The organism is Spirillospora sp. NPDC047418 (assembly GCF_040643275.1).
Taxonomy (GTDB): domain Bacteria; phylum Actinomycetota; class Actinomycetes; order Streptosporangiales; family Streptosporangiaceae; genus Spirillospora.
Genome location: NZ_JBEYTW010000020.1, coordinates 40382 through 57068, shown reverse-complemented (window position 1 = coordinate 57068; position 16687 = coordinate 40382). Strand labels below are relative to the sequence as shown.

Below are 16687 nucleotides of genomic sequence, written 5' to 3'. Positions count from 1 at the left end.
GTGTACCTCTGTGAGCGTCTGGCCGACACGTTGGGCCGCGACCTTGAGATCGACTAGGTCACGTGCGCTTCTAGGGAATGGTTGTGTCCTCGTCGCGCGCAGTTTGGCGAGCAAGTATGCAGAGTCATCTTCCAGCATCGTCTGTGGTGGTCATTTCCTGGGAGGAAGGTTGGGGGTGGACGCGGCGCACCTCGATCGGTGTGACAAAGGTGACCTCACCGGCTAGGTCAGTCAGGATCGCCGTTGAGAGTGTCGCGGTCAGGGGAACAGCGGGTGCCGCAGAGGCCAGCAGTACATCGACGACGATCTTGGCTGCTCCGGGCCAGCCCGCCGCCCTGATCACGCTGGTGAGATCGGCTGCATCCTGCCCCTGGAGCGAAATCTCGATGGTAGCGATCCGGCGCTCGCGGGCTCGATCTGAGCGCTGCTGTGCCTCGCCAATCGGGTCGCGGCTGGACGAAACGGCCGAGGAAGGCGGCGGTCGCCGCCGGGGAGGTCTTGGCCGGTATTCATCGACGGCGTCGATCAGACGCTCCGCGTTTGTGGCCAGGCTTGGAGGATCGAAAACCGTCATGGAGAACACGTCGGACAGCCGGTCGATGCTCGACCTCTGTGCTGCCGTCCGGTACTGCTCGGGCGACAGCATTGAGAAGTCCCTCCGGGTTCCGGCGAGGTCCACCAAACGGTCCCATAGTTCGCCGACTGCCTCGCAATAACGCAAAGCTGCCCTGATTAGCCTCTGCCCTGCGCCCATCAGTGAGTGGAACCGTTCCGTGACCCTGGTGACCAGGGTCCTTGCCTCGGCGAGCAGGGCGGTGGCCGATCTTTGGCTCCTTCGTTCGTTGAGGAGTTCCTCGATCGTCCGACCGCGAACCAGGCGCAGCAGATTGGCGGTACTGATTGCTAACGCATGCCGTGCCTGAGTGATCCGCTCGCCGACTTCGGCCTCATCCAGGAGCCCATCTTCGACCTCGCGGGCGGTGCGGCTGAGTAGGAGCGCGATCTCTTGGACTCCACCCTCGCGGTCGAGTCTGCTGAAGACAAGGAGAGCAACCGCACTCATGTCGTTGATGCGGTAGCGCATCTGGTGCGGACGGTCGGGACCATCGTTCGACAGCAGCATGTCGTTCGCGATGAACACGTTGATCCTGCTGGCAACATCGTCGGTGGAGAACCGCGGTATGCAGGCCGCGATCAACTCACCGCGCGTCAGACCGTCACCGGTGTCGAGATCGCCGAATGCTGCATGCACCGCGTGGGCAATCTCAAGAGCCAGAGGATCTTTCGTAACCGCGCCTGCGTCAGCCGCTACAGGCGCGACGAACGGATTGAAGCGCTCCTGGGGCGTGGCACTCTCATGGACCGCGGAGAAGTCGATACCGATCTGCTCAGATGCTGGATCGTACGGTGGATGCGCTGACATCGATTGCAACCATACTTCCGGCACCGCGCGTCCGCGGTGAGTTGCAGGTATCCATCCGTGCCAGGCTGTGCTGGTCCAAAGGTGGTGTTTGTCCTGCTTAACAACCTATCTGTGCTTCGGGTGCGCTCCGCCTTCGCCAGCTTTGTGTGCGTCTGCCGCATTTCAATGCTCTTACTTGGATCAGTTAGGCCATGGTGGCCGGTGTCGGCCAGGCTCTGCGTCGCCGGGCTGGCGTTGGGTACCACCCCGACTGATGAGTCTGGGTGATGTTGGCGCAACTTCCGGGCAGGGTCGTGCCGCAGAACAGTAGGTGGCGGCGGCTGCGGTGATCATCTTGGCTTTGATCACATGCGGCTTGTTCTTGGCGGAGGCGAACACGTCATCTTGAGGGATTGCACGGTTTGGTGGAGCCTAGGATTTCTAGTCCCGTGATGATCCACTTGGCCAGATGACGCGAACGGACTTGTTGAGGTCGTGGGCGGCTTGGACTACGTCGGCGGTGCCGCCGTAGCCGCGTGCGGGTTGGCCGTCCCAGACGGCCCAGAGTTCGTCGGCGAGGGTCAGCATGTGCTGGCTGGCGGCCATGTGGGCTGCGCTGGTGGATTCGGTGAAGGCCATGCGGTGGACCTGGGCGGCTTGGGCGAGGAGTTTGCGGTACTCGGGGTGGTGCTCTTCGGGTAGGCCGGCGAGGTATTGCTTTGCGGGGACGATGACCTCGATTTGGCCGCCTTGGGCAAGGACGGCGCGGGCGAACAGGGTGTCGGCGCCATCGGCGAGGCAGGTCAGGCCGGTGATGTCGTCGGTGATGGGGGAGAGGGTCTCGTCGAGCGCTTCGGCGACCAGGGTTTCGGTAGCGGGTGGTAGGGAGCGGTGGCCGGAGATGGCGATGCGCAACGGGTTCTCCTCGAGCAGGGTTGTTCTAAGCCGGTCGTCGAAGCGGGCGACGGTGAGTGTGGTCGCGGGGGCATTGCTGTAGCGGAACTGGCGGGCTTGTCTGATGATGCGTTCGGAGCCGTAGGTGATGCCGGTGTTGAGGGCGTCGAGGGCGAGGGTGAACGCCTCGTCGGTTTCGCCGCGTTGGCAGGCTGCGGTCGCTACTTCCAGGGTGGTCAGTGCGGCCTGTTTGGGTGCCGGTTGGGCGGTCGGAAGCGACTCGGCGAATGCGCGAGCCGCTTCGGAGGGTTGGCCCAGGCGGACGGCGATTGAGGCTCGGATGCGTGCGAGCTTGGTCAGGTCGAAGGGGTAGACCCAAGGCCAGGGCGGTGGGCCGTCGGTGCGGGCGATGGCGCGCTCAGCGGTCCTGATTGCCTGGGTTGCGGCGTGCTCGTCGGGGTGGGGGTTGGAGGCGTGCGCGAGCGCTTCGAGGGAGGCCAGCCAGGCGGTGGGTGTGCTTCCAGCGGAGAGCGGCAACGTCTTGCGGGCTTTGTCGATCATGGCGAGGCCGAGTAGCGGGTCGCCGGCGGCGTCGATCTCGAAGGCGGCGAGGCTTCCGGTCATGTAGACGGCGAGGACGTCGTTCTTGGCGAGCTTGGCCGCGGTGATCGCCTGGCGGTAGTAGGTGCGGGCGCTGCCGAGGTCGAGCATGTCCATCGACAGCCAGGCCGCGAAACCGGCGGCTTCGCTGACGGCGGCCGCGACGGCGGGGGCGTGTGGGCCTGCGGTGCGGTGGGCTCGGACGGCCAGCTCCAGGTGCGAGCGGACGCCGTCGATGAGGTCGCGGGAGCAGAAGGACGCGTCCAGGCGGCGCTGCGAGCCGGTGATGGCCGTCAGATCGGTGGCCGTGTTCTCACCGGTGGTGAGCGCGGTACGGGGTGACGGCAAGAGGGCCAAGGCGGCGAGCTTGCCGAATTGCCTGCGATTCGTGGGATCTTCCTCGTCTATCTGGTGATCGCCGAACCGGAGGAGTTCTGGGGGGATGCCGAGTCGGCGGATGATGATGCGGACCTGAGCGAGCGTGAGCGAGGTCTCCCTGCGGAGCACCTTGGATGCCCAGCTCTGTGTGTAGCCGACCGCGTCAGCGAGGTCGGTCTGGCTCCAGCCTCTCGTCTTCCGGATCTCGTCCATCAGGGTCGGCACGTCGCAGGTGGCGAGGGCCTGACTCACGGCCGGAGTCGACCAGAAATCGAGCGGCTCGTTCATGGAATCTAGGCTACGCATCGCCTCTGAGCGGCGGAGAGTCCTGTTTGGAATAGGCGGGCTCTCGTTCCTAGTCGGGGTAGTGGTAGCGCCTTCCCCGATTGTCTGCCGAACGTGACGATCAGGTAGCCGAGCGAACGCACTGCGTTATCGGCGCTTCGATCACTGACCGCCACCTTTAGGAGCCGTTCCCGATGAAAGATGACGAACAGGCCGTAAGGGTGACCGACGGGCATTACGGACTTTTGCTCCCCAGCTACGGCGACAGATCACCCGCCCACTCGGCTGTTTCGATGCAGCGTGCTGCCCAGAGGCTGCGCGAACGATTCCCCTGGGTGCAGTGCTGGTGGGGGCCGTATACGCGGCGTTGGTGGGCGTACGTGCCGGGAGTCGGCAGGCTGATCGAGGCGGGCGGCCCAGAGCAATTGTCCGAGGAGATCCTGCGGGCGCTGGGCCGGCCATGGCGGTGAAGCCTGGCGGGTGCGTGCCGCTCGAAGTCTGCGGAGCGCTGGTCGAGGAAGCGATCCGTGAAGCGCTGACCGGGCGGTTTTTCAGAGGCACGGTCGAAGAGACGTTGGCGGTAGCCCGCGGGAAGGTCGAGCAGCTTCGCACTGACCTGGCTGAGGCAGAGGACAGAACACGGAGTCTTCCCGCCTGCAGTTCTTCCGCTGATCAGCGGAAAGACGGGTGAGATCTGGACGGCCTGGTTGGGCGGGCCCGGCGGCCATCCGAGACGGCCGGGCTCAGAGATGTTTCAGCACCTTGGACGGGCAGGAGGCCCAGAGTGAGACGGTCCTTAATTCTCGACACCCATGCCAGCTCCTGCTACTTCCGGACGTCGGTGGGCGAGGGGGAGCGCAAGGCGCTCGTGCAGATCACCGAACGCTGCAACCTGCACTGCGCGCACTGCTTCGTGTCCTCGACGGCGGTGGGCGGTGACATCTCGCTGGCCGACTTCACCGGCAAGGTGCTGCCCCGGCTGCGAGCCGCGCGGGTCGAGCGCATCACGCTGACCGGTGGGGAACCGTTCGTCCACCCCGAGCTGCTGCCGATCTGCCGGGCGGTCATCGAGACGGGCTTGCCGGTGGGTGTCTGCACCAACGCCACCCGCGTCACCGACGAGCAGATCGCGGAGCTGGTCGCCCTGGGCGATGTACACGTCAACGTCAGCCTCGACGGCTTCCGGCCCACCTCGCACGGCAAGTTCCGCGGCAATGTCGCCTCCTTCGAGGTGACGGTGGAGACCACCCGCAAGCTTGCTGCGGCCGGCCTGCTGCAAGGGCTGCTGTCGACTCCGAACGTGCTCACCGACCCGGAAGAGTTCGCTGACCTGTGCGCGTTCGCGGTCGAGATCGGGGCCAAGTACGTGCTGATGAACCCGCTGTCATCGTTCGGACGCGGGATCAAGTCGCAGGGTCGGCTGGCCGCCCCCGACGAAACGATGCGCGCCATCGAGGCGGCTACCAGGCGCTTCGATGGACAGGGCGTGGAACTGGTCCACATCCGCTTCCCCAACGAGGACAAACCCCTCGCTGGCTGTGACGCCGGAAAGCTGATCTACGTCTTCGCCGACGGTGCCACTGCGGTCTGTCCCTACCTGGTCTTCGCCGCCCGAACGCCGCAGTCCAAGTACGCCGACACCGAGTTCCTGGTCGGAAACATCCTGGTGGACGACGTCACCGAGGCACTGGACGGCTACGACCTAGCCGGGCACCTTGCGATGGGACACAACGACACGTGCCGTTCGTGCACGCTGAACGGCACGTGCGGAAAGGGCTGTCCGGCTGCGGTGGTCTCGCGCGGGCAACGCATCGGCGAGGTAGACGTCGAGCAGTGCCCGCAGACTGACAGCAAGCCGCTGCTTCAGATAGGACGGCGGCCGACGTGACCGGAATCTTCATAGCGATCGAGGGGCCCAACGGGGTCGGGAAGTCGACCAGCGCGCGTCTGCTGGCCACGCGGCTGGCCATGCGCGGACACTCGGTCCACCTAACCACCGAGCCGAGTCGCTCCCGCCTGGGGGCCCTGATCCGGCAGACCGAGGCGGAACTGTCGGGCCGGGCACTGGCACTTGCGGTCGCGGCCGACCGCGCCGCTCACGTAGCTGACGAGATCGAACCCGCGCTGGTCGCCGGAAAAGTCGTCATCAGCGACCGCTACCTGCCCTCCTCGCTGGTTCTGCAACGCCTCGACGGGCTGCCTCTGGCGGAGATCTGGCGTTACAACGCCTCCGTGCCACACCCGTTCCTCACCCTCTACCTTGAGGAGGATCCCGCGGTCATCGCCGCCCGCTTGAAGGAGCGCCAGGTTCTCAGCAGGCTTGAGCAGGCCGGCTCGCCCAGCCGTGAGTTGGCGCTCTACCGCAAGGCGTACGCGTTTCTGGGACGGCGACGCTGGCGGCAGGCGCGTATCGACTGCCGTGGCCTGGCGCCCGATGAAGTAGTGAAGGCCATGCTCGGCCGCATCGAACTGTTGAACCTCTGGGAAAGGAACCCCTCGTCGTGCTCTCGGTCCTGACCGTCAACCTCGGCGCGGCGGCCCGTCCACGTGCCGAAGCCATGCTGGACTGGCTGGCCGCTCGCCCCGAACAGGTGCTGCTGCTCACCGAGACCAGCGCGGGGCCCGGTACGGCCTACCTGCTCGAACGTTTCCGCGAGGCCGGACACACCGTCATCAAGACCCCGGACGAAGGCGAGCGGGGCGCGGCCATCGTCAGCTGCGTCAAAATTCTGGAGGAGTCGTCGGCGAAGCTCGACGGTGTCACAGTTCCCGGACGGACCGCCGCCTGCCTCCTGGACTGCGAGCCACGGGTCTTCGCCGTCGCCGTCTACGTGCCCAGCCGGGACCGAAGCCAGAGCAAGACCACCCGCAAGCAGCAATTCATCACCTCCTTCCAGACGGCCCTGGCGTCCTTGCCGCAGGAGTTGGCGGCCAATGCCCTCATAGGAGGTGACTACAACGTCATCGGCCGTGACCATGAGCCCCGGCACCGCGGCTTCCTGCCGTTCGAGTACGGCCTCCTGGAGACGCTGGAGGCGACCGGCTATGTCGACACGTACGCGAGCCTGTACCCCGGCGAACAGGCGCACTCCTGGATCGGCCGGACCGGCGACGGCTACCGCTACGACTACATCCACGCAGGACCGGCCCTCGCCGACCGGGTCACCGACTGCCGGTACCTCCACGAGACCCGTACCAGCAAGCTCACCGACCATGCGGCGCTCACCGTGACCCTGGACGTTGTCCCCAACTTGTTGCCCACGGCGGACCCGGCCACCAGTGGCGCGCTGTTCTGAACTGGCTCAGACGCTGTGATGCTGTGCAAGCCGGACGAGCGAGTCGTAGGTGTCGGTCACCCGCTCCAGCTTGACCCCCAGGTCGTTCGCCCATGCGTCCAGCTGTGCCTGAATGGCCAGGCCCGACTCGTCGGCGGTCGTCACTGTTTCGATCTCCAGGAACGGTCCTATGCCCTCGACCTGGTCCACGCACAACGACCACCGCCCCGCCCGCCCGGTCCGACGCTCCTTGACGATCCGGACTGTTGGACGGAACCCCATCTGCAGTAGCGCGTCGTGCATCTGCTCGGCGTCGGCCACGATCGTCTCGGCCTCCAGGCAGGCCATCTCGTTGTCCTGCGGGGTCTTCACGGTGAACAGGTGCTTGCCCTGCACGGTCCGCAGACGTCCGAACGGGACACCGGTCTTGGGCTTGCCGTAGTCCCACCACGTCGGTGCGTACGCCTGGTCCTCTTGGAGGACTGGCGCGGACAGCGAGACTCCCTGATCGGTCAAGGCGTGAAGCAGCGCATCCTGCTCGATCACGCGGTACTTGACCTCGATCTCCTGAGCTTCCACAGTCCCCCCGGGTCGTGACGAGTGCGTGCGAAGGAGCCTAATGGCGCCGGCATCCTCGCGGGGAGTTTTGTGCAGGCCGGACGAAACCCATGGGGATTTTTGCGACACCGAACCGGCGTAGTTTTTGGAAGAAGAATCCCGACTTGACCTTGGCCGCCGAGGCGAGCGTCAATTGCTGTCCGGCCGTCCGTGACATGCGCGCCGATCCTCGGCGGCGGACGGCGAACAAAGGAGGAAAACGAGATGGAAAATACGAAACTGGTCGGCTCGACGGCCGACGAATGGCTGTGGTCGTCGGGAAGGATGCGCTGGCGTCGGGTGTACGCGGGCCGTGCCGATCAGGTCCGGGCGGCGAGGGCGTTCGCCGAGGCTCTGTTCGTGGGCATGCCCTGCGTGGACATCGTCGCGCTGGCCGTCGGCGAACTGGCCGCGAACGCGGTCCGGCACACGCGCTCCGGGGAGGGCGGTGACGGCTGGTTCGGGCTCGAGATCGTCTGCGAGAACCCGGTCTACGTCGCCGTCACCGACATGGGAGGCCACGGAATCCCGACCGTTCTGCCGGAGGGGTACGGCGGCTCCTACAGCGAGGGAGGCCGGGGACTTCGGATGCTGTACGAGCTCGCGCTCATGTTCGGCATGCACGGCAGCAGCACCGTCGGACACACCGTCTGGGTCGACATCGGCCTCAACCGCAAGCTGGAGGCCGACCCGCAGGCATCGGTCCACCTGGTGTCATAGGGAGAGTCCAGCCTGCAGCTATCAGGCTGGACCCTCGCGCCAAGGATAGTCAGCTCGCGTGAGGCGGCTCCGTCTCTGCCCGGCTTCGGGCAGAGACGGGCCGCCGTTCTATCTGGGTGGCAAGATCGTCAACGGCAGAGAGCTGCTGGCCCCTTCTGCTGGACCTTCATTTGCCCCTTCTCCTGGACCTTCACGTTATGAAGAGAAGCCCCGAGCTTAGGCGTAAGTGCAGGTTGGGTCGCTTCCGTGCAGTGTGAAGCGCTCCCGACTCGTCCCTACAGACGACCAGTAGTAGTTGCACGAAGCACCGGTGTAGAGCACGAAATTCACCCCGATGTCGAGAGAAATTACTGAGACCTGACCGAATAAAATGTCCAAGGTCACGCTGGCTGGATCGTGTCTACCGTGCGTTGGTTTTGACCCTCCTTGGCCTTGATGTGTGTGCGCCTTTGTTGTCCTCGCTGGTGTGCGCGCGTTAGCTTGCCTCCTCGGATGGAGCCGCGTGCAGGTCGTCGGCCGCCTATCGGCCCTTCGCTAAGTAACTGGACCGCTCTGGGGTGCAGATTGGACGCGGCCAACAGTCGTCTTCGCGATGTTTTTAAGGGGGAGTTCTCTTCTGTCGGACTATGAGTTCTATGTCCGTAAAGGAGGGGGTTGGAAGACCTGTGGTTCTTTCGTGTGAAGTCCGCGAACCTTGATCAATTCTTGACGGGTCGAGGCGGCCAAAAACAGGGGACTCGGCGGTGCTTTATATGTAGAGGGGGAACGGGCGCCTGCCGATCCAGGCGGCCCGGCGCATGACCACGAACCAGCCCGATTCCACGACCAGTCACCCGCGCACGCCTTCACGTACAGGTGATCGCTCGCCGGCAACACGAAGGAGATCGCCTCGTCACTCGTCCCGTCGCGTCCATCGCCGTCCGCCAAGTTCGGACTTGAACTCGGCCGACGAGTCAAGCGTTGATGACCCCCGGCCCGCCACAGGGGCGGACCGTCCGTCATCCGGCACCCAGCCGGACAACGGGGAAGCGGCAAGCGCGGAGCCTGGCCGGTTGCGACTCGTCGCACCGGCCGAGCCGCCACGCCTCACGCCCTACGCAGCTCGCGCGCTTCTGAGTCTCATGCTCGAAGTCAGTGCTCGCCGCGCCGCCGATCACAGCGACGAGGAGACCGGCCGATGATCCAGCAACGTTCCGGGGCGCCGACGCCCCTGCGGTTCGCCTTCTACGGGCGGGTGTCCACCGAGGACAAGCAGGACCCGACCGCATCCAAGGCATGGCAGCTCCGGCGCGCGGAGACGTTGATCGAGAGCAACGGCGGGCGCATCGTCGTCGAGTACTTCGACGTCGATCGCTCTCGCTCGATCCCCTGGGTACGGCGTCCGGAGGCCAGCCGGCTACTGGATGCGCTGAAGAACCCGAACCGGGGCTTTGACGCGGTCGTCATCGGGGAGCCGCATCGCGCCTTCTACGGAGGGCAGTACGGTCGACCTTCCCCTTGTTCGACCACTACGGCGTCCCGCTGTGGGTTCCGGAGATCGGCGGGGCTATCGACCCCGCCAACGAAGCCCACGACATGATCATGTCCATGTTCGGAGGCCTGTCCAAGGGGGAGCGCAACCGCGTCCGGACCCGAGTCCGCAGCAGCATGGCCGCCATCGCCGCCACCGAAGGCCGCTACCTCGGCGGCCGTCCTCCTTACGGCTACAGACTCGTGGACGGCGGGCCGCACCCACACCCGGGGAAGGCGGCCGACGGTAAGCGCCTGTTCAAGCTGGACATCGACCCCGATGCGGCACCGGTCGTCCAGCGCATCTACTACGAGTACCTCGGCCTCGATGGCTCACCCGAGAAGGGACTGTTCGCCATCGCCGAAGGACTGACGCGCGACGGCATCCCCTGCCCGTCAGCCCATGACCGGGCGCGCAACCAGCACAGGGAGGGACTGGCCTGGGCCAAGAGCGCGGTGAAGACCATCCTGACGAACCCGCGCTACACGGGCCATCAAGTCTGGAACCGGCAGCGCAAAGACGAGGTTCTCATCGACGTCAACGACGTCTCCCTCGGCCACATCACCAAACTCCGCTGGAACGACCGCGACCAGTGGGTCTACTCCGCCAAGGTCGTCCACCCGGTCATCATCGACAAGAACATCTTCGACCGCATCGAAGGCAAGCTTGCCGCCCGCCGCTGCCAGACCGGCGGCACCAAGGCCCGCGCGCAGACCAAACGTGCCTACTCGCTGCGCGGCGTCATCTACTGCGGGCTCTGCAATCGCAAGATGCAGGCCCACACCTACAAGGCGTACGTCTACTTCCGGTGCCGGTACCCCGAGGAGTACGCGCTGGCCAACAAGGTCAAGCACCCGCGCAATATCTTCGTCCGTGAACACCAGGTCACGGCGCTGGTCGACCCCTGGCTTGCGAAGGTCCTGGCACCGCACCGCATCAAGCAGACGATCGCCGACATCCAGGGCGCCCAGGAGCCGCCGACCAACACCGCCGCGATACGAGCCAAGGCCCAGATCGCCGACTGCGAGACCAAGCTCGCGCGCCACCGCGCCGCGCTTGAGGCCGGAGCCAACCCGGTGACGATCGCCCAGTGGATGGCCGAGACCGAGGCCAAGCTCGTCGCCGCACAGGCCGAACTCCGCACGGCCGGAGCCCAGAGACACCAGATCTTGACTGCCCAGCAGATCGACGCACTCGTTGCCGCACTGGGTGATCTCGTCCGAATGCTCAAGGACGCGAGTCCGGAGGCCCGCCAGGCCGTCTACCAGGCACTCGGCGTCAGGCTCGTCTACCACCCGGACAAACAAGAAATCCGGGTCGAGGCTAACCTCAACCCGGATCGCGTTGTGATGCCCATGACCCCGAATTTGGGGAAACGGTACGTGTCCGAGGGGCGACTTGCCCAGTAAACCCACACCACATCATCGTCGTCGGTGTGATATCTCCTCGCGCTGTCTAACGCCGTACCGGGTCTGATGACGACTATCACTCACCTTATCAAAAGGTGCTGTGCATCCTGCCCCAGAGAGCGCGAGGCGGCACGCAAGTTTGCGCGCCAGGGCCGAATTGTTACGTCTGGCGTGATGGTGAGCCGGAACGACCTGGAACGCCATTTTCCGGGCATACCAAAGCGGCATGAGTCGACGGGGTTGCGGCAGGAAAGATTTATCACTGAGGGGACGAGCGACTCGCAGAAGGAGAACGACGTGACGATCACCGAAAACCGTCCCGCACCCCGGAGCGGCGAGAAAAGCTCGATCACGACACCTGCCGACCGACCCGAAGCGGCCATCCGCAACAACATACAGCGCAACAGCCGTATGATCCCCGCCCGAATCCCTCAGAGCAACAGCAGCCCCTGCGGATCCAGCGGCGGGTCCACTGGTGTGCAATCGGAAGCCAAGACGTCCATCCGCCCCACATGGCTGCCGGAAGGGTGCCCGCCCTGGTGCGGATGGCAGGACGATCACAGGGAGCACGACCACTACGACGACCGCATCCACACTGGGGGATGGGCCTCGGTAATCATGACGGTGGCGCGGGACCTGGAGCTTTACAGCCCGGTCGATGAACCGCCGAGCACTCTAGACGCCTCGCTTTACCAACACTTCCGCGAGGTCGAACCGCACATTGAGATCACTCGCGACGGCCGGGCGACGGACCTGCAACTGACCCTCGACGAAGCGGAGGACTTCGTCCGCCAGGTCCTGCGGCTGGTGGCTACCGGCCGAGCCGGGCACTCTGTCGCCCGATCCGCGGCCGGCTGCCCCGCATGGTGCCACGATCACGAGGACGATAACCACATCTCCACCGATCGCGTCTCTGGGCCCTTCCTGGCCCGGCTATTCGGACCTGGCGAGCAGTTGGTGGTGGATCTGGTCCGAGACGCGCGAGCGGACAGAAACGACCGGCCACTGACCGTGGCCGAGGCCGAGAAACTGGGACTGACGCTGGTGGAGTTGTCCGCCATCGCCCGGGTCGAATGCACTCGCCAAATCGGAGGTGATAAGTAGACCTGGAGCCAATAGGCCATGCCGTCCGACGGGTTCTCGAGCGGAGAGCGTAGATTCCACTCTACATAGAACCCTGATGGCGGTCTGGGATCAACTTCCGTCGCGAGGACCACGAGTAGCGATGATCCCAAGCTTGTGGACGGGATGCCTACGCGGGCCGTGCGGTTCGGCTACAGGCATACCTGGCTGCGTGGCCCCGCCGGATGAAGACCATCCGGCGGGGGCAAGAATTGGACCGCCCCGACGATGTCGAAGGCACAGGTTGCACTCTTCCGTCGCCAGCAGATTTCCGCGTTATTTGTCTTCAATTCCTCTTCCTAGTCGGGCCGAGCTCTGTCTTCCGGTGGCGCCGATCGGCGATATTCAGGGTAGTCGAGGTCCATCTGTTTGGCCGCATGCAAGGTGCTGGGATACCGGGCTCTGTCAGATCAGGCGATTGTCTGGTGGCAGAGGCGGGCTGCGGCGACGGCCAAGGCTTCGGCGTCGATACCCGGTCTGAACACGAAGGAGTGGATCTCGGTGGCGGTCATGGTGTACCAGGGTGCTTTGAGTTCGTTCTTCTTGCGGTCAGCGGAATCTTCGCCACCTTGGCCGGTCGAGGAGTCCCAGCATGTCATGGTGGATCCGAGGCGGGCCGCGACGATCCGCTGGTCCCGGATGTCGTTGGCATCGCCCTTGCCAACAGGACCCCCACCCGCAGCTATGCCAGATCCATGTTCGAGGTCGACTGCGTCGGGGAGGTCTGCGGCACCGACCCCAAGCCCGGACGCCACATCCACATGAACCATGCCAGGGACAAGCTGAATTGGAGCGTGCGGGTCGCCAACAGCCCGCGGGTGGGGTACTGAGGCCGGGGCCGGCGAACCGTGACGTGATGTAGGGACTGGAAAATATCAGGAAGTCAGAACCTGTGTGCGGCAGGATGAAGCCATGACGACCCCGACCCCAGCGATGACGCCCGAGGTCATGAAGCGCCTCGCATTTATCCGCATGCTGCACCAGCAGGGCACAGCGCAGTCTCACCAAGCAGAGCCCCTCAACTGCACGTGCATCCTCGCGTTCCACGACGCTGTCGAGCTCTTCCTCCTTCTCGCCGGTGAGCACCTTGCTGTCAACATCCCTGAAACCGGGAAGTTCGACAACAGGTACTTCGACAACCTTGCCAAGCACCCCGATGGCAAGCTGTCCGGCAGGAAAGGCGTTCGCCGTCTCAACGACCACCGCAACAACTTTAAGCACGCGCACGCCTGGCCTAGCCGAGACGCGATTGAGGACGCGCGCGCCGACACCATGGCGTTCTTCGAAGACAACACACCGCGGGTGTTCGGCGTTGCCTACGACGCTATCGACATGGCAGACCTGATCCCGCAAGAGCGCGTTCGTGACATCGTCAAGCAAGCACAAGAGAAGGAGAGCTCAGACGACACTATCGAAGCCATGGCACTTCTCGTGGATGCTTTCGACGATCTCTTCCGTGGGAAACCATGGTCGGATACCGAAGGCGCCTACACGTTCGGCCCTAGAATCCGCAGGTCCTTGCGCGAAGCCGATATCCATAGAGTCCTCGAGCATGGGCGGGGCAAGTCGGCGATTCCAACGGCGAAGGCGGGGGATCTAGCTGGCCAGATCGCGACGATAACCGAGGTCGTCATCGCGCTTCAGGGTGCCATGCAGGTACTGGCATCCGGCATTGACTATCCCCAGTATGACCGCTTCCAAGTACTGACCCCGCATGTGGCCTATATGATGTCCGGCGACAGGCGCGTAGCGCACCATCAAAACTATGCGCCCAGCAAAGAAGACTTCGAGTACTGCAAGCGGTTCGTGATCTCCAGTGCTCTGCGCCTGGTTGAGGTTGAGGGGCACCGGTCGGCGCCGCCATGGCTGGCTTGACATGTCCAAGGACAGAGCGATCGCCTACCGGGACCGTGCGGTCAAGCTGTTCAACGTCCACAAGGACGAGATACCGGTCGGGGAGAAGGCTTTACTGGGAGACCCCAGGCTCGCCGAGTAGCGGGCTCATCACGTCGTCTGCCTCCCTACCACAGACGCCGAGGGCTACGTCTTCGAGATGTTCCGGCCCGACATGTGGCCCAGCCCCATCCACCGGACGACGCATCTCATGGGTCAGTCATGGCTCCGGTACACTGAGATATGATACTGTCTTCGCCCAGTTTCGGCGAGGACGCATGGAACAAGGAATGCCCGTAGCTCCCTGAGAGTGAACTGGCCGTGTGAGCCGCAAGGTAATCCATGCTGGCTCTGCGTTCGTCTCAGTGCTACTAGGCACCCAAGCATTGAGCCTGCTCAGTGGAGTGACGATATGCCCATCCTCGTCCGCACCTCCTTCGTCGCCATCCAGGGCGTTCGCGTCTACTTCGAAGACCTGAAACGCCTCTATGACGTCCTGGAGACGGCCGCTGGGCAGAAGCCCAAGGTGGCCATCCATCTGCGGACGGCTGCCCGTGAGCATGTGCTTTCCAGCCTCGATGAGGTCAAGTCCTACCGGCCGGATGATCTGCGTACATTGACCGTGCGTAGTTCGACCGGTGCGGGGGGCCTTACCTTCCACATTCTGGAGAATCGCATTACGTTCAGCACTACGAACTCGGGTGTTAGTGACGTAGCTGACGTTGTGAGGGACTTTGAGCGCCTTGAACCACCTGGACGGTTCTCCTATCTACTAAGGCCCAAGGCGCTTAACCCGTACCGTGTAGAACTACTATTGAACTCCCGAACCGAGGTCAGGGAACGACTTTCCAAGCATCGGCAGTTCGTCATCACCGCAGCCGTTGGGATCGGCTCGATGGCTGGCACCTTCCTAGCGATCATCCCCTTTAAGTAAGCGTTCATGCGGCCCTGCGGGAGTGTCGAAGTCCGGCTTACGCGTCGGGGTAGATTACGATGTCTGGCCTCGCGTCCAGTGCATTGTCGCGCCGCACCGTTGAAATTCTCGCGTCCGCGGCGTTCCCCAGCGGTTCGCCGGAAGGGACGGGTTAAGAGGTAGCGGCAGCCGGTGAACTTTATGTGTCCACAACGGTTTGCTGCTGACGTTGCGGAGTACTGTTTCGCTCGGCGAGGGGACCGACACTGCAGCGTCGTGGGTGACCTGGAACGGACCAGCAGGGCTTAGGGGCTATGGACGCTGGCGGTGTACGACGGCGAGTCCGATGGTGGTTAGCAGGTGGCTGCAGCAGTCGTTGAGGGCGGTTTCCAGGCTGACGGGCTCGTAGATGTCGGGGTCGGTTTGGCCGCGTGCGGCGGCGTACACCGGTTGGCGGCGGGAGTAGTCGGCGTAGTGCAGGAGGTGGTCGCTGCGCGCCTGAAGGAATTCCTTATCTGTGACCTGGCCGGACTTGAACCGGCGAACGGCCAGGATGCGCGCGCGGGCCAGATCGATGAACGCGTCGGTGGTCATGGGGGCTTCGGGATGGCCGACGGCCCGGCGAATCTGTTGGTGGCCGGGTTCGAACACTGCCCGGAACGCCGGTTCGAGGCGTTCGTCGTCTAGCCGTCCGTTGTAGGCAATCTCTGCAAGAACGTTCACCAAGTTTGCGCGGGCACGCCGGTCGGCCGTGGGGTGGCCGGCCTGTTCAACGATGGCACGGGACGCGGCTCGGGCGCTGGCCTTGCTGATTGCTGGGCCGCCCAGCCACGTCAGATACGCACGACGGGCCTGGCTGAGCGGCACATATTCCTCGCCCCAGTACATCCAGATCCCTACCGGGATACGGGCCAAGCCGGCGATTCCCTGACCTGCTCGGCGGTGGTGCAACTCGGTCAGGAACAACATGCGCTGGGTCACCGGATACAACGCTGGACGCGAACCCTGGCCTCGCCCCGCAGAGCGCTTGACCGGGTAGTCCAGCAGGCCGATCCGCGACCAGTCCCGAACGAGGCGAGCCGTCACCTGGTGATGCGCAGCTGCTGCATCGGCGACGAGGTCGTCGATCGTCCCCGGCTCGGTGATCCCCACTCTTTGGAGATTACACGAGATTCGCATCTCTCAGTTATGGAATTAGGGGGCTGGCCAGCAGAGACTTCACATGGGATCAACACGGATCCCCCAACCTTGCAGAGAGAAGGGGCGGAGATGACGGTCAAGCAGATCCTCGCGATGTTCGCGGGAAGTCTGGTGGGCAAGTGGGTCCGCGATCAGATGGTCCAACTCGGCTTGGACCGGGTGGTCGCGGCTGTGCTCGCTGCCGCCGCCGCATCCGCGGTCACCGCGGCTGTGGGCAGAGCCTGAATCAGGCTCTGCCCACGCCCCGGCTCCCGAGAGATCACGCGGCAGACGAGAGCCGGGGCTCGGCACATTACCGAGCGCAGTCCCTCCGCACGCAACACTCGCCGCCGATACCTCCTCACCAGGTGATAACCCAGCGTCCAAGTTCCTGTACGGAGGCAGCACGACCACGCCCAGCACCTGCTCGACGGGTACAAGCAAGAACAGGTTCTCTCGGCCGTGACCCCATGACCCCGTGACTGCGCTGAAGACGCGGATGTCTTTGTG

At 64.4% G+C, this 16687-nt stretch carries 17 protein-coding genes; 12 read left to right on the top strand and 5 right to left on the bottom strand.

Annotated features, from left to right (window positions below; translation table 11 throughout):
* Positions 1 to 124: 124 nt before the first annotated feature.
* The gene (locus tag ABZ806_RS15510; RefSeq protein ID WP_500217942.1) at positions 125 to 1423 is read right to left on the bottom strand and encodes a hypothetical protein; all 1299 of its coding nucleotides are present in this window, start codon (positions 1421 to 1423) and stop codon (positions 125 to 127) included.
* 420 nt (positions 1424 to 1843) lie between these two features.
* Positions 1844 to 3562, bottom strand: coding sequence for a helix-turn-helix domain-containing protein (locus ABZ806_RS15505; RefSeq protein ID WP_500217941.1), 1719 nt, complete (start codon positions 3560 to 3562; stop codon positions 1844 to 1846).
* Positions 3563 to 3753: 191 nt separating this feature from the next.
* Here ABZ806_RS15505 and ABZ806_RS15500 point away from each other — a divergent pair, with 191 nt between their 5' ends.
* The 4 genes from ABZ806_RS15500 to ABZ806_RS15485 all read left to right on the top strand — a co-directional run bounded on the left by ABZ806_RS15500 (position 3754) and on the right by ABZ806_RS15485 (position 6855).
* Complete coding sequence (locus ABZ806_RS15500) at positions 3754 to 4029, top strand: hypothetical protein (protein ID WP_500217940.1); 276 nt, start codon at positions 3754 to 3756, stop codon at positions 4027 to 4029.
* Between the two features lie 314 nt (positions 4030 to 4343).
* Complete coding sequence (locus ABZ806_RS15495) at positions 4344 to 5447, top strand: radical SAM protein (protein WP_500217939.1); 1104 nt, start codon at positions 4344 to 4346, stop codon at positions 5445 to 5447.
* Positions 5444 to 6076, top strand: a complete 633-nt coding sequence (tmk, locus tag ABZ806_RS15490) for a dTMP kinase (protein ID WP_500217938.1) — start codon at positions 5444 to 5446, stop codon at positions 6074 to 6076. Before ABZ806_RS15495 ends, tmk begins: the two co-directional genes overlap by 4 nt.
* Positions 6061 to 6855 carry an endonuclease/exonuclease/phosphatase family protein gene (locus ABZ806_RS15485; protein ID WP_500217937.1) on the top strand — a complete coding sequence of 265 codons (795 nt, stop codon included), beginning with the start codon at positions 6061 to 6063 and terminating at the stop codon, positions 6853 to 6855. Before tmk ends, ABZ806_RS15485 begins: the two co-directional genes overlap by 16 nt.
* 6 nt (positions 6856 to 6861) lie before the next feature.
* Here ABZ806_RS15485 and ABZ806_RS15480 read toward each other — a convergent pair whose 3' ends face one another.
* Positions 6862 to 7413 (bottom strand): class IV adenylate cyclase, encoded by a 552-nt coding sequence (locus ABZ806_RS15480; protein ID WP_500217936.1) that lies wholly within the window; start codon positions 7411 to 7413, stop codon positions 6862 to 6864.
* A 243-nt stretch (positions 7414 to 7656) separates the two neighbouring features.
* Between ABZ806_RS15480 and ABZ806_RS15475 the strand changes: the two genes are divergently transcribed.
* The 4 genes from ABZ806_RS15475 to ABZ806_RS15460 all read left to right on the top strand — a co-directional run bounded on the left by ABZ806_RS15475 (position 7657) and on the right by ABZ806_RS15460 (position 12174).
* Positions 7657 to 8151 (top strand): ATP-binding protein, encoded by a 495-nt coding sequence (locus ABZ806_RS15475; protein WP_500217935.1) that lies wholly within the window; start codon positions 7657 to 7659, stop codon positions 8149 to 8151.
* Between the two features lie 1177 nt (positions 8152 to 9328).
* Positions 9329 to 9730, top strand: a complete 402-nt coding sequence (locus ABZ806_RS15470) for a recombinase family protein (RefSeq protein ID WP_500217934.1) — start codon at positions 9329 to 9331, stop codon at positions 9728 to 9730.
* Complete coding sequence (locus tag ABZ806_RS15465; RefSeq protein ID WP_500217933.1) at positions 9649 to 11070, top strand: recombinase family protein; 1422 nt, start codon at positions 9649 to 9651, stop codon at positions 11068 to 11070. Before ABZ806_RS15470 ends, ABZ806_RS15465 begins: the two co-directional genes overlap by 82 nt.
* A 297-nt stretch (positions 11071 to 11367) precedes the next feature.
* A complete protein-coding gene (locus tag ABZ806_RS15460; protein ID WP_500217932.1) occupies positions 11368 to 12174 on the top strand; it encodes a DUF6907 domain-containing protein in 807 nt (268 codons plus the stop codon).
* A 428-nt stretch (positions 12175 to 12602) separates the two neighbouring features.
* Here ABZ806_RS15460 and ABZ806_RS15455 read toward each other — a convergent pair whose 3' ends face one another.
* Positions 12603 to 12791, bottom strand: coding sequence for an RNaseH domain-containing protein (locus ABZ806_RS15455; RefSeq protein WP_500217931.1), 189 nt, complete (start codon positions 12789 to 12791; stop codon positions 12603 to 12605).
* A gap of 96 nt (positions 12792 to 12887) precedes the next feature.
* On the opposite strand from ABZ806_RS15455, the gene ABZ806_RS15450 reads away from it, so the two are divergent.
* The 3 genes from ABZ806_RS15450 (at position 12888) to ABZ806_RS15440 (ending at position 15019) form a co-directional block, all read left to right on the top strand.
* Positions 12888 to 13022 carry a hypothetical protein gene (locus ABZ806_RS15450; RefSeq protein ID WP_500217930.1) on the top strand — a complete coding sequence of 45 codons (135 nt, stop codon included), beginning with the start codon at positions 12888 to 12890 and terminating at the stop codon, positions 13020 to 13022.
* 82 nt (positions 13023 to 13104) lie between these two features.
* On the top strand, positions 13105 to 14067 hold the full coding sequence (locus tag ABZ806_RS15445; protein ID WP_500217929.1) for a hypothetical protein: 963 nt from the start codon (positions 13105 to 13107) through the stop codon (positions 14065 to 14067).
* 430 nt (positions 14068 to 14497) lie between these two features.
* Positions 14498 to 15019 carry a hypothetical protein gene (locus ABZ806_RS15440; protein WP_500217928.1) on the top strand — a complete coding sequence of 174 codons (522 nt, stop codon included), beginning with the start codon at positions 14498 to 14500 and terminating at the stop codon, positions 15017 to 15019.
* Between the two features lie 291 nt (positions 15020 to 15310).
* Here ABZ806_RS15440 and ABZ806_RS15435 read toward each other — a convergent pair whose 3' ends face one another.
* A complete protein-coding gene (locus tag ABZ806_RS15435; RefSeq protein WP_500217927.1) occupies positions 15311 to 16150 on the bottom strand; it encodes a hypothetical protein in 840 nt (279 codons plus the stop codon).
* A gap of 117 nt (positions 16151 to 16267) precedes the next feature.
* Between ABZ806_RS15435 and ABZ806_RS15430 the strand changes: the two genes are divergently transcribed.
* A complete protein-coding gene (locus ABZ806_RS15430) occupies positions 16268 to 16423 on the top strand; it encodes a hypothetical protein (protein WP_500217926.1) in 156 nt (51 codons plus the stop codon).
* Positions 16424 to 16687 lie beyond the last annotated feature (264 nt).